Source organism: Arsukibacterium sp., assembly GCF_018402695.1.
Classification (GTDB): Bacteria; Pseudomonadota; Gammaproteobacteria; order Enterobacterales; family Alteromonadaceae; genus Alishewanella.
In genome coordinates this window covers 319,803-338,213 of record NZ_JAGYIM010000009.1, presented here as the reverse complement: position 1 = coordinate 338,213, position 18,411 = coordinate 319,803, and the positions used below count along the sequence as shown (strand labels likewise).

The 18,411-nt window shown below is 49.4% G+C and carries 16 protein-coding genes and 2 pseudogenes; 10 read left to right on the top strand and 8 right to left on the bottom strand.

What is annotated here, in order from left to right; genetic code table 11:
* Positions 1–14: 14 nt before the first annotated feature.
* Positions 15–461: an FMN-binding protein MioC gene (mioC, locus tag KG631_RS03695; protein WP_213995376.1), complete on the bottom strand. Its 447-nt coding sequence runs from the start codon at positions 459–461 to the stop codon at positions 15–17.
* A 162-nt stretch (positions 462–623) separates the two neighbouring features.
* Between mioC and KG631_RS03690 the strand changes: the two genes are divergently transcribed.
* The 6 genes from KG631_RS03690 to KG631_RS03665 all read left to right on the top strand — a co-directional run bounded on the left by KG631_RS03690 (position 624) and on the right by KG631_RS03665 (position 7,911).
* Positions 624–2,423 (top strand): DEAD/DEAH box helicase, encoded by a 1,800-nt coding sequence (locus KG631_RS03690; protein WP_213995370.1) that lies wholly within the window; start codon positions 624–626, stop codon positions 2,421–2,423.
* A gap of 212 nt (positions 2,424–2,635) precedes the next feature.
* Positions 2,636–5,098, top strand: a complete 2,463-nt coding sequence (locus tag KG631_RS18745; protein ID WP_301003565.1) for a M1 family aminopeptidase — start codon at positions 2,636–2,638, stop codon at positions 5,096–5,098.
* A complete protein-coding gene (locus KG631_RS03680) occupies positions 5,098–5,586 on the top strand; it encodes a DUF6702 family protein (protein ID WP_213995364.1) in 489 nt (162 codons plus the stop codon). The genes KG631_RS18745 and KG631_RS03680 overlap by 1 nt, the downstream gene beginning before the upstream one ends.
* A gap of 66 nt (positions 5,587–5,652) precedes the next feature.
* A complete protein-coding gene (gene trxC / locus KG631_RS03675) occupies positions 5,653–6,075 on the top strand; it encodes a thioredoxin TrxC (RefSeq protein ID WP_213995359.1) in 423 nt (140 codons plus the stop codon).
* 35 nt (positions 6,076–6,110) lie between these two features.
* A complete protein-coding gene (locus KG631_RS03670) occupies positions 6,111–6,602 on the top strand; it encodes a YbhB/YbcL family Raf kinase inhibitor-like protein (RefSeq protein ID WP_213995352.1) in 492 nt (163 codons plus the stop codon).
* A gap of 91 nt (positions 6,603–6,693) precedes the next feature.
* The gene (locus KG631_RS03665; RefSeq protein ID WP_213995346.1) at positions 6,694–7,911 is read left to right on the top strand and encodes a YbfB/YjiJ family MFS transporter; all 1,218 of its coding nucleotides are present in this window, start codon (positions 6,694–6,696) and stop codon (positions 7,909–7,911) included.
* A 19-nt stretch (positions 7,912–7,930) separates the two neighbouring features.
* Here KG631_RS03665 and mnmE read toward each other — a convergent pair whose 3' ends face one another.
* The 7 genes and pseudogenes from mnmE to rpmH all read right to left on the bottom strand — a co-directional run bounded on the left by mnmE (position 7,931) and on the right by rpmH (position 11,895).
* Positions 7,931–9,295 carry a tRNA uridine-5-carboxymethylaminomethyl(34) synthesis GTPase MnmE gene (gene mnmE / locus KG631_RS03660; protein WP_213995339.1) on the bottom strand — a complete coding sequence of 455 codons (1,365 nt, stop codon included), beginning with the start codon at positions 9,293–9,295 and terminating at the stop codon, positions 7,931–7,933.
* 183 nt (positions 9,296–9,478) lie between these two features.
* Complete coding sequence (yidC, locus tag KG631_RS18740) at positions 9,479–10,012, bottom strand: membrane protein insertase YidC (protein WP_301003563.1); 534 nt, start codon at positions 10,010–10,012, stop codon at positions 9,479–9,481.
* Positions 10,013–10,123: 111 nt separating this feature from the next.
* Positions 10,124–10,234: pseudogene (locus KG631_RS18735) on the bottom strand (YidC/Oxa1 family insertase periplasmic-domain containing protein); the annotation flags it as partial.
* 10 nt (positions 10,235–10,244) lie between these two features.
* Positions 10,245–11,150 (bottom strand): membrane protein insertase YidC, encoded by a 906-nt coding sequence (yidC, locus tag KG631_RS18730; protein ID WP_301003562.1) that lies wholly within the window; start codon positions 11,148–11,150, stop codon positions 10,245–10,247.
* A gap of 3 nt (positions 11,151–11,153) precedes the next feature.
* The gene (gene yidD, locus KG631_RS03650) at positions 11,154–11,417 is read right to left on the bottom strand and encodes a membrane protein insertion efficiency factor YidD (RefSeq protein WP_046557160.1); all 264 of its coding nucleotides are present in this window, start codon (positions 11,415–11,417) and stop codon (positions 11,154–11,156) included.
* Positions 11,372–11,739, bottom strand: a pseudogene (rnpA, locus tag KG631_RS03645) (ribonuclease P protein component). The gene yidD and the pseudogene rnpA overlap by 46 nt, the downstream one beginning before the upstream one ends.
* 18 nt (positions 11,740–11,757) lie before the next feature.
* Entirely contained in the window at positions 11,758–11,895 is a 138-nt protein-coding gene (gene rpmH, locus KG631_RS03640) for a 50S ribosomal protein L34 (protein ID WP_083923053.1), read from the bottom strand.
* A 441-nt stretch (positions 11,896–12,336) separates the two neighbouring features.
* On the opposite strand from rpmH, the gene dnaA reads away from it, so the two are divergent.
* From dnaA to gyrB, 4 genes are read left to right on the top strand one after another with little or no spacing between them, the layout of a single operon-like run.
* On the top strand, positions 12,337–13,716 hold the full coding sequence (gene dnaA / locus KG631_RS03635) for a chromosomal replication initiator protein DnaA (RefSeq protein WP_213995333.1): 1,380 nt from the start codon (positions 12,337–12,339) through the stop codon (positions 13,714–13,716).
* Positions 13,717–13,752: 36 nt separating this feature from the next.
* Entirely contained in the window at positions 13,753–14,856 is a 1,104-nt protein-coding gene (gene dnaN, locus KG631_RS03630; RefSeq protein ID WP_213995324.1) for a DNA polymerase III subunit beta, read from the top strand.
* 3 nt (positions 14,857–14,859) lie between these two features.
* Positions 14,860–15,978: a DNA replication/repair protein RecF gene (gene recF, locus KG631_RS03625; RefSeq protein ID WP_213995317.1), complete on the top strand. Its 1,119-nt coding sequence runs from the start codon at positions 14,860–14,862 to the stop codon at positions 15,976–15,978.
* Positions 15,962–18,379, top strand: coding sequence for a DNA topoisomerase (ATP-hydrolyzing) subunit B (gene gyrB / locus KG631_RS03620; protein WP_213995313.1), 2,418 nt, complete (start codon positions 15,962–15,964; stop codon positions 18,377–18,379). Before recF ends, gyrB begins: the two co-directional genes overlap by 17 nt.
* Positions 18,380–18,411: the final 32 nt, after the last annotated feature.

Sequence of the window (18,411 nt, the reverse complement as noted above, 5' to 3'; positions counted from 1 at the left end):
TTGGCGAGTGTTTATCACTCGCCTTTTTTTATACTTTTAATAAATTGCGGCAACCATACCAAAGCCTGATCTTCAGGTAAATCTGCAGTCAGTGCGTCAATTTCAAGATTTGCCAACAGTGGTTTTGCGCCTTTTTGCTGCAGCAATTTGCTCAATGTTCTGCCTGCCTGGCAAAAAGTATCGTAGCTTGAGTCACCTAAAGTGATCATGGCGTAAGAAAGTGTGGTAAGATCACCCCGATCTTGTGCTAATTGATCCGCAAAGGGTTGAATATTATCAGGCAGATCTCCTGCGCCATAGGTGGATGTGATCACTAACCAGATGTGAGTCGGGTTTAGCTGATCCAAATCGGGTTGAAAATGAAGTGATGCTTCATATCCCGCTTGTACCAGTGTTTCAGCAACTTGTTCTGCCACATATTCCGCTGCGCCCATTTGGCTGCCAACGAGGATTTCTATCATGGTGATCCTCCAGGTGGTAAATGTTTGGCTATACTACTGGAATAAAATCGGGGAAAGCTATGTCTTTTGCCCGTTTTCGTGTTTTTACTGCATTGCAGGCCAGGTAAAAACAACAATAGCACTTACCAACAAGCCTGCGTGTGATTGAGGTTATAACAACGTATGTCTGAAACTTTGTCTTTTTCCCAGCTAATGCTGCCGGAACCGCTGGTACGCGCGGTCACTGAACTTGGTTATGAAACACCATCGCCTATCCAGGCGGCGGCTATCCCAAAACTATTAGCTGGTGAAGACGTGTTAGGCCAGGCGCAAACCGGTACCGGTAAAACCGGTGCTTTTGCTCTGCCTTTACTTGCGCGGCTTGACCCTGCGCAAAACGATCCACAAATTCTGGTGCTGGCACCAACCCGTGAGCTGGCTATTCAGGTAGCGGAAGCCTTCCAGGCCTATGCCCGCTATATGCCGGCATTTCATGTACTGCCGTTATACGGTGGCCAAAGCTATACCAACCAGCTGAAATCGCTGAAACGCGGCTCGCAGGTTATTGTCGGTACCCCGGGTCGTATCCTTGATCACTTAGACCGTGGCACCCTGAAGCTGGACAAGCTGCGGGCTATCGTGCTGGATGAAGCAGATGAAATGTTGCGGATGGGCTTTATCGATGATGTGCAAACCATTATGGATGCCACACCACCGGGCCGTCAGGTGGCGATGTTCTCCGCTACCATGCCAACTCAGATCCGGGCAATTGCCCAGAAGCATTTAAAAAATGCTGAAGAGATTAAAATAGCCTCAAAAACCAGTACGGTTGAGCGGATCACTCAGCGCTACGTTATGCTGGACGCCAATCAGAAGCTGGATGCGTTGACCCGGTTACTGGAAGGTGAAGAATACGATGCCAGCATTGTGTTTGTACGCACTAAAAGTGCTACTGAAGAAATTGCCGAAAAACTGGGCGCCCGCGGTTATGCCGTTGCCTGTTTAAATGGTGATATGAATCAGGCACACCGTGAGCAAACCATTCGTCGGATGAAAGCCAGCCAGTTGGATATTATCGTTGCTACCGATGTTGCTGCCCGGGGCCTGGACGTTGAGCGGATCAGCTTAGTGGTTAACTATGATATTCCATATGATAGTGAAGCCTATGTGCATCGGATTGGTCGTACCGGCCGTGCGGGTCGTGAAGGCAAAGCGATACTTTTTGTGTCGCCTCGTGAACGTCGGCTGTTGCGCACCATTGAACATGCCACCAAGCAACCGATTGAGCAAATGTCACTGCCTACTGGTCAGGTGATTGAGCAGCGCCGGATTGAGTCATTCCGCGAGCAATTGGCGCAAACTATCGAAACCCAGAACCTGAGTTTCTTTCAGGAGCTGGTTACAGATTGGCGTGAAAAGCTGGAAACCACCGACGTTGATCTTGCGGCAGCGTTGCTGTATCTGGCTCAGAAAGATCAGCCGTTAAATGTAGCCAAACAATTTCCGGAATTGCGCCAGCCGCATGCTCGTGGCGAGCGGGAAGAGCGGCCACGCCGGGAGCGCAGTGATCGTCCTGAGCGCTCAGGTGACCGCGGTGGCGAGCGGTCAGAGCGTGGTCCGAGGGTACGCCGGGAAATGAAAGGTGATTACAATAATTACCGGATTGAAGTAGGTAAAGAGCACGGTGTGCGCGCCGGTGATATTGTTGGTGCTATTGCTAACGAAGCCAATATCGACAGCCAGTTCATCGGTAACATTAAATTGTTTGACCACTTCAGTACCGTTGAATTACCCGCCAATATTCCGGCTGAAATTTTTCAACATCTGAAAAAGGTCTATGTGCGCAAGCAAAAGCTGAATATCAGTATTGATACTGGCAGTGCAGGCGGCAACAATAGTCCGAACAGCGGTGGTGAACGGCGCAGTGGGCCTGGTCCACGACCGGGTGCGGCGCCACGTGCTCCACGTAAACCACGTGATTAATATTCTGTAATCCGGTTCACGATTAAACCCCGCCTTGTGCGGGGTTTTTTTATGGCGACAGATTAACCGATAAACGTGCTGAACACGGCTTGTCTGGCTGCCAGAACTTCCTTATTGTAGTTCGCTTGTTGTAAGCGCTGATAATAATAAGAGAGCACCTGATTATGCCTGCTGTTTCATCCCGATCTTTGTTGTCATTAAAATCAATATCAATGATTAGTCTGCTGACGACGCTGCTTTGCAGCTCAGCGTTTGCTGACAGTGCTATCCGTCAGACCAAAGGTGATTTTGAAGACAAGTTTCGCCAGTTAGATGAAGTATTGCCCACGCCGAATATATACCGCAATGCTGCTGGCGAGCCGGGCCAGCAATACTGGCAGCAGCAGGTTGATTACAAAATGGATGTGCAGCTGGATGAGTCAGCCCGTCGGATCAGCACCAGACAGCAGATAAGCTATCAGAATAACTCACCTTATACGCTGAAGTATTTGTGGCTGCACCTTGACCAGAATATCTTTAAAAACGATTCAATGGCCGAAATGAGTACTGATTTTGGGGGTATTGGTCGTCGCGGGCCAGCGACGTCGGTCGGCGGTGGTGATATTACCGCGCGCTTAAGTCTGGAAGAATTGCGCCGGCAGCAGTTTATGGCTGACAACGAGCTGGGCTTTGCTATATCGAATGTTAAAAGTAGTAGCGGTAAAGCCTTGCCGGTAACTGTGATCGGCACCTTAATGCGAATTGATCTGGACAAACCGTTAAAGCCTGGCCAGCAAGTCGGGTTCAGCCTGGATTTTGCCTTTAATATCGTCGAAGAAGATGCGGTATCAGCCCGCGCCGGCTATGAGCATTTTCCGGATGATGAGCGCGAAGGCGGTAATGATATTTTCTTACTGGCGCAGTGGTTTCCACGCCTGGTTGCTTATACCGACTATGAGGCCTGGACTAATAAAGAGTTTCTGGGCCGGGGCGAGTTTACTCTGGAGTTTGGCGACTACGACGTTAAGCTGACCGTGCCAGCCGATCATATAGTGTCGTCGACCGGTGAGCTGCAAAATAGCAGTAAAGTACTAAGCCGCGAGCAGCTGAACCGGCTGGAGCAGGCAAAAACGGCCAAGCGGCCGGTATTTATTGTTACCGAGCAGGAAGCACTGGAAAACGAGAAAGCCGGCACAGACAGCAGTAAAACGTGGCATTTCAAGGCGAAAAATGTCCGCGATTTTGCCTGGGCCTCATCACGTAAATTTATCTGGGATGCCAAAGGTTATCAGCAGGGCGGCAGCGAGCAGCCGTTTGTAATGGCGATGTCGTTCTATCCGAAAGAAGGCGGTGAGCTTTGGCAGAAGTACTCCACAGAAGCCGTGGTCCATACCATGGAAGTGTATTCCCGTTTCTCATTCGATTATCCGTATCCGGTCGCGCAATCGGTTAACGGTCCGGTCGGTGGCATGGAATACCCGATGATCACCTTTAACGGCCCGCGTACCAAATTGCAGGATGATGGCAGCCGCACCTATTCACAGGCCGAAAAGCGCTTTTTAATAGGCGTGGTGATCCATGAAATTGGCCATATTTATTTCCCTATGATAGTTAATTCCGACGAGCGGCAATGGACCTGGATGGACGAGGGCTTAAACAGCTTTCTTGACGGGGTAGCCGGTCGCGAATGGGACCCGACTATTCCATGGGGTGTTGAGCCGCGTGATATCGTTGATTATATGAAATCCGATATTCAGGTGCCCATTATGACCCAGTCTGACAGCGTATTGCGGTTAGGGCCAAACGCCTATACCAAGCCGGCAGCAGCGCTGAATATTCTGCGCGAAGTCATTTTGGGCCGCGAGCTGTTCGATTTTGCCTTTAAAGAATATGCGACGCGCTGGAAGTTTAAACGGCCGACGCCGGCGGATTTTTTCCGGACCATGGAAGAGGCCAGCGGGGTCGATCTGGATTGGTTCTGGCGGGGCTGGTTTTACAGCACCGACCATGTTGATATTTCGCTGGATAAAGTTTTTCAGCTGCGGTTAGATACTAAAAACCCGGATATCGATTTTCAACGGCAGCGTCAACAGGAGCTGGATAAACCCGTTTCATTGTTTGTTGAACGCAATAAAGCCGAGGGCAAGGTACTTTGGGTAGATCAGAACCCGGATGTGCGCGATTTTTACGACGAAAACGATCGCTTTACTGTTACCAATAAAGAACGCAATGCCTACAACAAGTTTCTGCATGAATTGGAACCCTGGGAACGCAAAGCGTTCGAGCGGGCAGTAGCGGAAGATAAAAACTACTACGTGCTGCAGTTCAGTAACAAAGGCGGTCTGGTGATGCCGATTTTGCTGCAACTTAACTATGCCGATGGTAGTTCTGAGCAGCAGTATATTCCGGCAGAAATCTGGCGTCGTAGTCCCAAGGCCGTTAATAAACTAATTGTTACGGCCAAAGATAAAGTGCTGCTAGACGTGGTGGTTGATCCAAAATGGGAAACTGCCGATGTCGATATTGAAAATAATTTTTATCCACGGCGTATCGTGCCGTCACGGATAGAGGCCTATAAGTCTGAAAAGAGCAAAGCCAAAGTCAGCCGCGATATTATGCAGGACAGCAAAACCGAGTTGAAAGATCCGGCAAAAAAATCCGCAGCTGACAAGCCAGCAGAGCAGGGCGGCAATTAATGCGCTGGTTATTGGGTCTGCTGTTACTGGCTGGTTGCTGCGGCCAGCTAGCGGCGCATGAGATGAAAACAGCACTGAGCAAAGTGCTGTTTAATCAGCGCACTGGCAATATCGAAGTGATGCACCGCTTTTATGTGCATGATGCCGAGCATGGAGTAAAACAGTTATTTGATAAAAATGCCGACTTGCTTAACAACCAGCAGACCCAGCAGCAGTTTGAGCAATATGTCGCTGAGCATTTTAGCCTCAGCTCGCTGGCGGGGGAGCCAATTACGTTAAGTCTGGTTGGCGGTCAGTTGGACGGTCGTTTCTACTGGGTTTACCAGGAAGCCGCTATACCCGCAGAGCTGGCCGGGCTGCGTTTAAAGCACAGCTCGTTGCAAGATTTGTGGCCTGCTCAGGTTAACACCGTCAATATTGAAGGTATGGGCGGTGTTAAAACCTTAAGTTTTGATAGTAAAACAGCCTGGCAGCAGATAAGTTTTTAACATCGACTTTAAAATCTGCCGCTGCGTCGCTATATAACAGAGAACATCTGTTAGCGGGAGCCTGCAATGATTGTTGCCTGTCCGAATTGCCATAGTCTTAACCGTTTACCGGCTGACAAGCCGGCCCTGAATGCCAACTGCGGCAAATGTAAGCAGGCCCTGTTTGCCGGTCAGCCGTTAGAGCTGACTGCTGCTAACTTTGCTGCTCACGCTAACAAGTCTGAGTTGCCATTGGTGGTCGATTTCTGGGCCAGCTGGTGTGGGCCGTGCAAAAGTTTTGCGCCGGTGTTCAGCCAGGCCGCTGCTGAACTGGAGCCGAAGTACCGCTTTGGCAAAATTGATACTGAGCAGCAGCAACAATTGGCAGGCCAGTTTAATATTCGCTCTATTCCTACCATAATGTTATTTAAGCAGGGCAAAGTGCTGGCGCAGCAAGCCGGCGCTCTGCCTAAGCAAGCCTTTTATCAATGGTTATCCCAGCATAAGTAAGTATTCACTAACCTTTTATCAGCTATGGAGGCAACATGAGTGATTCGCGTTTTACCCTTAGCAGTCCGGATATTAAAGAAGGCCATTTTATGGCCAAAGATCATGAGTTTGATGGCTTTGGCTGTAATGGTAATAATGTATCACCTGAATTGGCGTGGCAACATCCGCCGCAGGATACAAAAAGTTTTGCGCTAACAGTATTTGACCCGGACGCACCCACCAGTTCGGGCTTCTGGCACTGGTTGGTAACCGATATTCCGGCCGATGCGACCGGCTTGGCACGGGGTGTGGGTAAAGGCCGTTTACCGCCGGGTTGTCGCAGCTTTAACAACGATTACGGCAGTAAAGACTTTGGTGGGGCCTGTCCGCCTGAAGGCCATGGTATGCACCGCTATCAGTTTACCGTATGGGCATTACCGGAAGACACCTTGGCGGTGCCGGATGACGCCAGTGCTGCAGTGGTCAGTTTTATGCTAAATGCTAATGCCTTGGCCAAGGCGACATTAACCGCAACATACGCCCGATAACGATTATTGCCGAAGCAGTAAAGCCCTTTCCTACTAAGGCCGCATATCGCGGCCTTTCTTTCTGAGCTAAGCTGGATTTTGTTTACTGGTAATGCCAGTCTCCATTAACTTACAGCAGGGGTATCAGTTGCCACAGCGCTACTATGTCTTGTTAGCCGGGTTTTTCAGCCAGTTACTTTGCCTGGGCGTGGCCCGGTTTGCCTATACGCCGCTACTGCCGCTGATGCAGCAGCAAACCATCCTGACCGATAGCAGCGGTGGTATGCTGGCAGCTGTTAATTATCTGGGCTATATGACCGGCGCGCTGCTGGCAGCCAACCTGACTAACCTTAGACTAAAAGACAGCCTGTACCGGCTAGGTCTGGCGCTGGCGGTAGTAAGCACTTTGGGAATGGCACTCACCCAGAACGTCTATCTGTGGTCATTCTGGCGCTTTGTGGCAGGTTTAAGCAGTGCTGGTTCTATGTTGATTGCTTCCGGCCTGATCATGCATTGGCTGCTAAGCCATAAGCAGCGCGCTGAACTGGGTATTCACTTTGCCGGGCTGGGCCTGGGTGTTGCCCTTGCTGCCGTACTGGTAGAACTGATGCTAAGACTGCAGCTGGATTGGCGCGCTCAGTGGCAATACTTCACCTTACTGGCGGTGTTACTGGCTATTCCGGCCTGGCGTTGGTTGCCTCGCCCTGCCAGTGTTACCGTTGCCGCGTATAGTCGCTCAGCTGACACCCCACCCACTAACCGCTTTTACCGTCTGATGCTGGCCAGCTATTTTTGCGCCGGTTACGGTTATGTGATTAGCGCCACTTTTATCGTTACCATAGTAGAGCGCATGCCGGGTTTAACTGGCAGCGGTAACCTGAGTTTTATTGTACTGGGCTTAGCCGCCGCCCCCGCCGTGCTGCTGTGGGACTTTATCGCCCGCAAAACCGGCTATCTTAAAGCAATAATGTTGGCGCTACTGGCGCAAATGCTGGCGATTTTACTGCCGTTATGGTTCAGCTCATTAACGGTGGTGCTGTTAAGCGCCGCCTTATTTGGCGCTACTTTTATCGGGGTGGTCAGTTTGGTTTTGACTATGGCAGGGCGGTTATACCCCAGTAAACCGGCCAAACTAATGGGAAAGATGACCTTAGCCTACGGCAGTGCCCAGGTCATTGCGCCCGCTTTAACGGGCTACCTGGCCGAAGTAAGTGGTTACTATACGCTGGGGCTATATTTAGCGGCCGGCTTTGTTGGTTTGGGCGCACTGCTGATAGCAATATTAATCGTGACCGATCAGACTGCACAAAAGCTGGATCTGGCAAAATAGCTGGCTAGCTGCAACACGCTTACTTCCCGATACAAAATGAGCTGAAAATCCGGCCCAGTAAATCATCACTGCTAAACTCGCCGGTAATTTCATTTAAGTGCTGCTGGGTTAGTCGCAGCTCTTCGGCCAGGATTTCGCCGGCGATATAGCTGTGCAGCTGCTCCTGGCCAATAGCCAGGTGCTCGGCGGCGCGATCCAGCGCATCTAAATGGCGACGGCGGGCCAGGAAGCTACCCTCGGTACTGGCGTCAAAGCCAATACATTGCTTTAAGTGCTCACGCAGGGCATCGATACCGGCGCCGGTTTTGGCCGATAAACGAAACACCGGCGAGTTACCGCTTTCATCTGGTGTCATTGGCTCGCCGGTTAAATCGGCTTTATTGCGAATAACGGTAACGCCTAAGCTCGCTGGCAGGCGGTCAATAAAGTCAGGCCAGATAGCGTGCGGATCATTGGCATCGGTAGTGGTGCCGTCAACCATAAACAATACCCGGTCGGCCTGGGCAATTTCCTGCCAGGCCCGTTCTATCCCTATTTGTTCTACCTGATCGGTCGCTTCGCGCAAACCGGCGGTGTCGATAATATGCAAAGGCATGCCATCAATATGAATATGCTCGCGCAGTACATCGCGGGTGGTGCCGGCAATCTCAGTGACAATAGCGGCTTCACGCCCGGCTAAGGCGTTTAATAAGCTGGACTTACCAGCATTAGGCCGGCCGGCGATGACGACCTTCATGCCTTCACGCAAAATACTGCCCTGGGCTGCCTGTTTTTTAACGGTAGTCAGGTAGTCAATTATTTCAGCTAAATCGGTAGCGACTTTACCGTCGGATAAAAAGTCGATTTCTTCGTCAGGGAAGTCGATAGCTGCTTCGACATACATCCGCAGGTAAATGACCTTTTCCACTAATTCGTGAATACGACGCGAGAACTCGCCCTGCAGTGATTGCATAGCACTGCGCGCCGCCTGCACGCTGCTGGCATCAATCAAATCGGCAATGGCTTCGGCCTGGGCTAAATCGAGCTTATCGTTCAGAAAAGCCCGTTCCGAGAATTCACCAGGGCGGGCTATTCGCACGTTCGGCGCAGCCAGCACCTGTTTTAACAGCATATCGAGTAGCACCGGGCCGCCGTGGCCTTGTAACTCAAGCACGTCTTCGCCGGTAAAGGAATTGGGGCCGGGGAAGTACAGGGCGATACCCTGATCCAGCACCCGGGCTTCGCTATCAAAAAACGGTAAGTACTCGGCATAGCGCGGTTTAGGTAGCTTGTGCAGTATCGCCTCAGCAACCTTTTTAGTGTCGGGGCCGGAAATGCGGATAATACCAACACCGGCGCGGCCGGGCGCGGTGGCTAAAGCGGCGATGGTGTCGGTACTAAACATAGTTGCCTCTTAATGGAAAAAGCCTGTCGCGTTATGCTGACAGGCTAATTTTTACATCTGGCCAGAGCCGGGAAATTCCTGCTTCGCCGTCTTCGACAGCACATCCCTGTGCTCTCTCAGCCTGCGCGGCATCCCTGCCGCTGCTACGCAAGAACACCCGACTTCAGCCTGTCGGTATTGTCGTCAGGCTTTTTTAGTATGTAAGCCTTTCTTTTCCATACCTTTGTAGATATACAGCATCTGCGCCAGTGAAATAAGGTTACTGACAAACCAGTACAGTACCAGGCCGCTTGGGAACCAGATAAAGAACACTGAGAACGCGACTGGCATCCACATCATAATTTTTTGTTGCAGCGGGTCTGTAACCTGCATCGGTGTCAGTTTTTGCATGGCGAACATACTTAAACCAAACAGCACCGGCAGGATATACCACGGATCTTTGGCTGATAAGTCGGTGATCCACAGCATAAACGGCGCATGGCGCAGCTCAACGCTTTCTACGAATACCCAGTATAACGCCAGGAAAATCGGCATTTGCACCAGCATCGGTAAACAGCCACCCATAGGGTTAACTTTTTCTTTGCGGTACAGCTCCATCATCGCCGGGCCCATTTTCTGGCGGTCATCTTTATAGCGGGCCTGCAGCTCTTCAATTTTTGGCTTTAAGTTACGCATCTTGGCCATTGATTCATATTGAATTTTGGTCAGCGGATACATAATGCCTTTAACAATAACGGTGATCAGAATAATCGCCAGACCCCAGTTTACTACAAAGCCCTGAATGGTGGTCAGTAACCAGAATAACGGTTGCGAGATAAACCACAGAAAGCCGTAATCAACGGTTAAATCCAGGCCATTGGCCAGCTCGGCTAATTTGTCCTGTTGTTTCGGGCCGGCATAAAAGGTGCTGCCAACAACGGTGCTTGCGCCAGGCTGCAGTTCAATTACTTCACTGCCGAGCCTTTAGCCAATAACGCCTTGGCCATTGACGGACCATACTGTATAAGCGCTGCGGTTGGGTTTGGTCTGGTACCCAGGCGGCAACAAAGTAGTGTTCCAGCATGGCGACCCAGCCACCGGTGCTGTTGATGGCCAGGTTCTTCTTGGCCATATCGTCGAATTTGTACTTCTCGTAACGCTCTTCACTGCTACCGTAGGCGGCACCACGGTAAATAGGCATCATCATGCTGCTGCTTTCGCCGTTATCGATGTTTTGCACCAGGTGCTGATAAGGCTGAATGCGCTTGCTGACATCACTTTCGTTGACAATAGAATACTCTACCCGGACATCATATTGGCCCCGACTAAAGATAAAGCGTTTTTCTATTTGTAAGCCATTAAAGTTAGTTACCAGCGGTACTACCAGCTCATCACTGCCATCAGCCAGTTGGTACTGCTGCTGTGCAAACTGATAAGGTTGGCGGCTGTTGGTTTGATCGTCCGGGCCATCGGCGCCAATTAAGCCAGATTGCGCGGTATATTCAAAACCAGGTAGTTTGCGCATTAACACATAAGGCAGCTCGCTGTCTTTGGTAAGCTCGTACTCAGGCAGGGTCAGGCCAACAATGTCTCCACGGCTGGTATCAATCTCAACATTTAATACGTCGGTTGCTACGGTTACCCGTTGGGCCGATGGCGTGGCCGTAGCGGCTACCTGACTAGGCGTATCATCACCGGTTAGCCGGATGTCACCGTTACTGTCGGTATTACTGCTGCCGGGCGTTACACTTTGTGCTTGTTCAGCCGTAGTGGGGGCAACAATAGGTTTTGGGCCGTAATCTTTTTGCCATTCCTGCCAGAGGAAAAAACTGACGATTGCCAGGGCAATTACTAAAAAACTGCGTTGTGAATCCATGGGTTAGCTTTTCTCATTATGCTTATCAGGAACGGGATCATCACCGCCCTTATGTAAGGGGTGACATTTTAATATGCGTTTGCCTGCTAACCAAGCACCTTTTACCGCACCAAAGCGTTCAATAGCAGTAATGGCATAATGTGAACAGGTTGGATTGAAGCGGCAGTGTGGCCCCAGCAGCGGGCTTATTACCAGCTGATAGCCACGAACCAGCATTAACATCAGCTTGATTGTAAAGCGATGTACTGGCGAGCGATTTTGCTCCATAGCCGTTCCAGTTGTTTCAACAGTTCACTATTCGGGGTGTTACTGATATCACCCTTTACCATTAATACCAGATCGACGCCGGGCAACTGGTGTTGATGCAAACGAAAGCTGTCACGCACACAACGTTTTATACGATTGCGTTGCACGGCCAATTTAACACGTTTTTGGCGATAGTAAGGCCTAATCGTGGGTGTGGTAGCAGATTTGGTTTTGCAAGAATGGTAAACAGGGGAGACGCAACCCGATATGGGTGTTGGAAGACATTGTCGAATTGACTGGGAGTTAACAGGCGTAACTCCCGGCCGAAGTTCAGGCTGACCACGCAGCGCTTAACAGCCGATTACGCTGATAAACGCTGACGGCCCTTAGCACGACGACGCGCTAAAACCTGACGACCATTTTTAGTGGCCATACGAGCACGGAAACCGTGGTTGCGCTTGCGTTTTAATACGCTTGGTTGAAACGTTCTTTTACTCATAATTTCATCCGTCCGGTCGAAATATTTACTAAGATTACCTGTGTTTTAGCAAATACACCAAAACGCAGCTGACAAAAATGAGCGCGAATTTTAAGTAGTTCGGGCCGCAAAGTCAATGCGATCCTTGCTTTTATTCTGATCTGATCGTTGTTTTACGGTCCACTTTAATAAGTTTTCCACAGCCTCACTGATCTTACTGAATAAAATGTGAGTTATTTGTTTTTTTAGGTCAGAAAGTGCTGCCGGATTTATTCAGTATTATTAAATAGAATAAGGCATTATTTGCTATATGAAACATAGACCTATATTTGTTTTTCTGTGACAGAAATTTTTTTTGAAAAGTCAATATTGAACTTGTGGATAAGATCATACGATAATGGCCGACTTGCGTAATGACACCAGCCTTAATTTATAATTTTAACCAGGGCTTCAGGAGAGACGGTGTATCAATCTGTTTGGCAAAATTGTTTACAGGCATTGCAGGCCGAGCTTCCTGCCCAGCATTTCAGTATGTGGATCCGGCCGTTACAGGCAGATAGCTCGTCTGATTCGCTGATCCTGTATGCGCCAAATCGCTTTGTATTGGATTGGGTACGCGAAAAGTACCTGAACCGGATCCTGGAGCTGATCCAGGATTATTGTGGTGACGATGCGCCCCGGTTAAAATTTGACGTCGGCAACAGCCAACAGCAAACTAAACGCCCGCCGGGTAACAGCCATTTACCGCAGCCGGAAGCCAGCCCGAATAATCATACTCAGGCACCGCGTGACACTGCTGAACCGGCCCCGAAAACCATAGTGCGCAGCAATGTACGCGCTAATTATACCTTTACCAATTTTGTCGAGGGTAAGTCGAACCAGTTAGCGCGGGCAGCGGCCAGCCAGGTTGCCGATAACCCGGGTACCGCTTACAACCCATTGTTTATTTACGGTGGCACCGGTTTGGGTAAAACCCACCTGTTACATGCGGTAGGCAATGGCATTCTGGCCAAGAAACCTGACGCCAAAGTAATTTATATGCACTCCGAGCGCTTTGTGCAGGACATGGTAAAGGCGTTACAAAACAATGCGATAGAAGAGTTTAAGCGTTATTATCGCTCGGTTGATGCGCTGCTTATCGATGATATTCAGTTTTTTGCCAATAAAGAGCGCTCGCAGGAGGAGTTTTTCCATACCTTTAACGCCTTGCTCGAAGGTAACCAGCAAATCATTTTAACCAGCGACCGTTACCCTAAAGAAATCGACGGCGTGGAAGACCGGCTTAAATCACGTTTTGGCTGGGGGTTAACTATCGCCATCGAGCCGCCGGAACTGGAAACCCGGGTGGCGATTCTGATGCGCAAGGCACAGGAAAACCAAATTCGTTTGCCGGAAGAAGTGGCTTTTTTTGTTGCCAAGCGCCTGCGATCTAATGTGCGCGAATTAGAAGGTGCGCTAAACCGGGTTATCGCCAACGCTAATTTTACCGGGCGGCCAATAACCATTGATTTTGTGCGTGAGGCCTTAAGAGACTTACTGGCATTACAGGACAAACTGGTTACCATAGAAAACATTCAGAAAACGGTAGCTGAGTATTACAAAATCAGGGTGGCTGATTTGTTGTCAAAACGGCGGTCCCGCTCGGTGGCGCGGCCACGGCAAATGGCCATGGCGTTATCGAAAGAACTGACCAATCACAGTCTGCCAGAAATTGGTGATGCGTTTGGTGGGCGTGATCATACGACTGTGCTGCATGCCTGTCGTAAAATAGAATCATTAAAAGAAGAAACTCACGAAATTAAAGAGGATTTTCAGAACCTCATTCGCACGTTGTCTTCATAGCAGGTTTTAACAGGGTCATCCTAATAGGGTTAAGCTATGCAATTTGTTATCAACAGAGACGCCTTACTCAAACCACTGCAAATGGTGTCTGGTGCTATTGAACGGCGCCACACCTTACCTATTTTATCCAATGTGTTGTTGGAAGTAACAGAGCAACAGCTGGCATTAACCGGTACTGATTTAGAAGTGGAACTGGTTGCTACCACTGACGCGGTGCAGGTGCAACAGGTTGGCCGGGTTACAGTACCCGCGAAAAAGCTGTTGGATATTTGTCGCAGTCTGCCGGAAAATAGTGATATTAAAGTGGTCATGCAGGCCGAAAGTTGTATTTTGACCTGCGGCAAAACTAAGTTTACCTTGTCGACGTTAAGTGCTGCTGAGTACCCCAATCTGGAAAGCTGGCAAGGAGAGGTTGATATCAGTATCAGCCGCCAACAATTACGTAAATTACTGGACGACACGGCTTTCTCGATGGCGAACCAGGATGTTCGTTATTATTTGAATGGTTTGTTGTTTGAAGTGGACAATGGCAGCCTGACTGCAGTGGGTACTGACGGCCACCGTCTGGCATTGAGTAAATTAGCGCTGCCGGGCGTTAATTTACAGCAGAAACAAATTATTATCCCACGTAAAGGGGTATTAGAAATTATGCGCTTGCTGGCGAATGATGATCAGACAATTCAGTTAAGTCTCGGCCAGAACCATATCCGCTTGTCAGATCAGGGCTTTACTTTTAGCAGTAAACTGATCGACGGTCGATTCCCCGATTACCGGCGGGTGCTGCCGCGCAATAGCACTAAGTTAGTCACAGCCCATCGGCCAGTATTAAAAGATGCCTGTACCCGCGCTTCTATTTTATCTAACGAAAAGTATCGCGGTGTCCGTTTTACCCTCAGTAATGATGAGCTGCAAATTATGGCCAATAACCCTGAGCATGAGCAGGCAGAGGAGGTTATTGAAGTTGAGTATCAGGGGGAGCCACTGGAAATTGGTTTTAACGTCGGCTATATGCTGGACGTACTCAACACTCTGAATACGGATTTGGTTATTTTGCATTTAAATGACGCTAACTCCAGCACGCTAATTGAGGGTGTGGGTAACGAAGGCGCGTCTTACGTTGTTATGCCGATGCGCTTGTAAATAATGGCCTTGTTGTCTTTGCAAGTCAGCCAGTTCCGCAATATGGCGGCGCTGGCTGTTGCTGTCCATCCTGAATTTAATCTTATTTATGGCGAAAATGGCAGTGGCAAAACCAGTTTGCTGGAAGCCATTTATTATCTGGCACATGGTCGTTCTTTTCGCAGCAGAGTACATCAGAGGCTAATTAAAGACGACGCGCCACATTTTACCCTGCATGCCAAAGTCAGCAATAATCAGCAAAGCTACAGTCTGGGATTGCAACGCAGTCGGACGGCTGAATTGCTGCTGCGGTTAAATGGTGCTAACGTGCAGCGCTTAGCCGAGTTTGCCAGCCTGCTACCGGTGCAATTACTTACCCCAGATAGTTTCCGGCTGTTCTTTGGTGGTCCAAAAGAACGCCGGCAATTCTTTGATATGGGTGTGTTCCACGTGGAACCTGATTTTTTTCCGGTTTGGTTGCAGTTTAGCCGGGTCCTTAAGCAGCGTAATTCCCTTTTGAAGCAGCGACGACGTTATGATGACCAATTTGCGTACTGGGACCAGCAGTTTGCTAACCTGGCCTGGCAACTGCAGGGGCAGCGCCAGCTGTATATTGATAGGTTAACCGAGGCCTATCAGCTGTTGGTGGCCGATAATGAGTTACTGGCTGACATTACGATGCAGTTGCAAAGTGGCTGGCCTGAACGGATTAATAGCGAGCAAGCGCTACTGGAATTACTGCAACAGAATTTTGAACAAGACTGCCGACAAGGTTTTAGTCAATATGGTCCGCAAAAAGCGGATTTAAAGTTAAAAAAAGCGCAGCTGACAGTGGAAGAAGTATTATCCCGCGGCCAGCTAAAAGTGTTATTATTTGCACTTAAAATCGCCCAGAACAATGTCATTAGCAATAGTGGAAGTAAACAACCATTGCTGTTAATTGACGACCTGGCGTCTGAGCTGGATGCCAGTTCGACCCAACTTGTTTTTGAGTATTTAACCCAGATTAATTCACAGGTATTTATTACTGCAATTAATGCTGATCAGGTTTCACCTTATATTGCTGCCGAGCGTAGCAAAATGTTTCACGTGGAACACGGTCAGATAACAGCACGGACAGACGAAGATGGCCGAACAACATAATTACGATTCCTCAAGTATTAAAGTATTAAAAGGGCTGGATGCCGTTCGTAAAAGACCAGGCATGTATATCGGTGACACCGATGACGGCACTGGCTTACACCATATGGTGTTCGAGGTGGTCGACAACTCTATCGACGAAACCCTGGCTGGCTATTGCACCGATATCTGGGTAACCATTCATAGTGATGGCTCTGTCTCAGTACGCGATAATGGTCGTGGTGTGCCAACCGAAATGCACGAAGAAGGGGTGTCAGCTGCTGAAGTTATTATGACGGTATTGCATGCCGGCGGTAAGTTCGACGAAAATTCTTACAAAGTATCAGGTGGCTTGCACGGTGTTGGTATTTCAGTGGTTAACGCCTTATCTGACAAGCTGGAACTGACTATCCGCCGCAAAGGCCAGGTTCATAGCCAGATATATCATTTAGGTGTACCGCAGGCGCCCCTGGCTGTTATTGGCGAAACTGAAGACACCGGAACAGCCATCCGCTTCTGGCCCAGTCCGACAGTATTCAGCGACATAGATTACCACTACGATATTCTAGCCAAGCGTTTACGTGAACTGTCATTCCTGAACTCAGGCGTGAGTATTATTCTGACAGATGAGCGCAACGACAAGAAAGACCATTTTAAATACGAAGGCGGTATTGAAGCGTTCGTACAGTACCTCAACCGCAGCAAAACCAGCATTCACCCTAAAGCCTTCTATTTTACCGATCAGCGTGAAGATGGCATTTCGGTTGAAGTGGCGATGCAGTGGAACGATAGCTATCAGGAAAATGTATTCTGTTTTACCAACAATATTCCACAGCGTGACGGCGGGGCTCACTTAGCCGGTTTCCGTGGCGCCTTAACCCGGGTGCTGAATAACTATATTGAGCACGAAGGATATGCTAAGAAGATGAAGGTACAGGCCTCCGGTGACGACGCCCGGGAAGGCTTAACCGCAGTGGTCAGCGTAAAAGTACCAGACCCTAAGTTCAGCTCACAGACCAAAGATAAATTGGTTTCCAGTGAAGTACGCTCAGCGGTTGAGGGCGTGATGGGCGAGAAGCTGAACGAATACCTGTTGGAAAACCCGGCAGATGCCAAAATAATAGTCGGCAAAATTGTTGATGCTGCTCGGGCCAGAGAAGCTGCGCGTAAAGCGCGGGAAATGACCCGTCGCAAAGGCGCGCTGGATATTGCCGGTTTACCCGGTAAGCTGGCCGACTGTCAGGAAAAAGACCCGGCATTCTCTGAACTCTATATTGTCGAGGGTGATTCAGCAGGCGGTTCTGCCAAACAGGGCCGTAACCGCAAGAATCAGGCAATTCTGCCGTTAAAAGGTAAAATTCTGAACGTCGAAAAAGCCCGTTTTGACAAAATGCTGTCATCACAGGAGGTGGGCACCTTAATTACCGCGCTCGGCTGTGGTATCGGTCGTGAAGAATATAACCCGGATAAAACCCGTTATCATAGCATCGTGCTGATGACCGATGCTGACGTCGACGGTTCGCACATTCGCACCTTATTGCTGACCTTCTTTTACCGGCAAATGCCAGAGCTGATAGAGCGCGGATATATTTATATTGCCCAGCCACCCCTGTTTAAGGTGAAAAAGGGTAAACAAGAGCAATATATTAAAGACGAACCTTCGCTGGTCGAATACTTAACCACCCTGGCGCTGGATGAGGCGAGTCTGCACGTTAATGCTGATGCCCCTGGCATTACAGGCGAACATCTGGAAAAGCTGGTGCGCTTGTATCACAAGGTTACTGCTATTATTGACCGCCTGAGCCGGAAAATCCCATATAACCTGCTGAACGAGCTTATCTATGTTACCGGCCTCTCTCCGGATAACGTTAAAGATAAAACCGTAGTGGAAGCCTGGGTAAAAACGCTGGCAAAACGGCTGGATGAAAAAGAAGGTGACGGTTCAAGTTACAAGTACGATGTGCTGGAAGACCGCGAGCGTCATTTGTTCCAGCCGAAAGTGATTATTCGCCAGCATGGTATTGACAGCGAATATGCGCTGCACTACGACTTTATTACCTCACGGGACTATCAAAATATAGTTGCGCTGGGTGACGAGATCCGCGACCTGATGGAAGACGGCGCATTTGTTCGCCGTGGTGAAAAAGTTAAACCGGTAGAAACCTTCGTTGAAGCATTAAACTGGTTAATGGCGGAATCAAAACGTGGTTTGTACATTCAGCGCTATAAAGGGCTGGGGGAGATGAACCCGGATCAGTTGTGGGAAACGACCATGGACCCGCAAAACAGGCGGATGCTGCAGGTTACTATCGAAGATGCGGTAGGCGCAGATCAATTGTTTGCGACCCTGATGGGTGACCATGTTGAGCCACGGCGCGCCTTTATTGAAGAGAATGCATTGTACGTTGCCAACTTAGACGTATAGTTTTTTTACCAGATAACAAGACAGGGGCTGCG

What these genes read in the sequence shown, in the direction of transcription:
- mioC (WP_213995376.1), bottom strand. Translation starts at nt 461, where the DNA reads ATGATAGAAATCCTCGTTGGCAGCCAAATGGGCGCAGCGGAATATGTG.
- KG631_RS03690 (WP_213995370.1), top strand. Translation starts at nt 624, where the DNA reads ATGTCTGAAACTTTGTCTTTTTCCCAGCTAATGCTGCCGGAACCGCTG.
- KG631_RS18745 (WP_301003565.1), top strand. Translation starts at nt 2,636, where the DNA reads ATGATTAGTCTGCTGACGACGCTGCTTTGCAGCTCAGCGTTTGCTGAC.
- KG631_RS03680 (WP_213995364.1), top strand. Translation starts at nt 5,098, where the DNA reads ATGCGCTGGTTATTGGGTCTGCTGTTACTGGCTGGTTGCTGCGGCCAG.
- trxC (WP_213995359.1), top strand. Translation starts at nt 5,653, where the DNA reads ATGATTGTTGCCTGTCCGAATTGCCATAGTCTTAACCGTTTACCGGCT.
- KG631_RS03670 (WP_213995352.1), top strand. Translation starts at nt 6,111, where the DNA reads ATGAGTGATTCGCGTTTTACCCTTAGCAGTCCGGATATTAAAGAAGGC.
- KG631_RS03665 (WP_213995346.1), top strand. Translation starts at nt 6,694, where the DNA reads ATGCCAGTCTCCATTAACTTACAGCAGGGGTATCAGTTGCCACAGCGC.
- mnmE (WP_213995339.1), bottom strand. Translation starts at nt 9,295, where the DNA reads ATGTTTAGTACCGACACCATCGCCGCTTTAGCCACCGCGCCCGGCCGC.
- yidC (WP_301003563.1), bottom strand. Translation starts at nt 10,012, where the DNA reads ATGTATCCGCTGACCAAAATTCAATATGAATCAATGGCCAAGATGCGT.
- yidC (WP_301003562.1), bottom strand. Translation starts at nt 11,150, where the DNA reads ATGGATTCACAACGCAGTTTTTTAGTAATTGCCCTGGCAATCGTCAGT.
- yidD (WP_046557160.1), bottom strand. Translation starts at nt 11,417, where the DNA reads ATGGAGCAAAATCGCTCGCCAGTACATCGCTTTACAATCAAGCTGATG.
- rpmH (WP_083923053.1), bottom strand. Translation starts at nt 11,895, where the DNA reads ATGAGTAAAAGAACGTTTCAACCAAGCGTATTAAAACGCAAGCGCAAC.
- dnaN (WP_213995324.1), top strand. Translation starts at nt 13,753, where the DNA reads ATGCAATTTGTTATCAACAGAGACGCCTTACTCAAACCACTGCAAATG.
- recF (WP_213995317.1), top strand. Translation starts at nt 14,860, where the DNA reads ATGGCCTTGTTGTCTTTGCAAGTCAGCCAGTTCCGCAATATGGCGGCG.
- gyrB (WP_213995313.1), top strand. Translation starts at nt 15,962, where the DNA reads ATGGCCGAACAACATAATTACGATTCCTCAAGTATTAAAGTATTAAAA.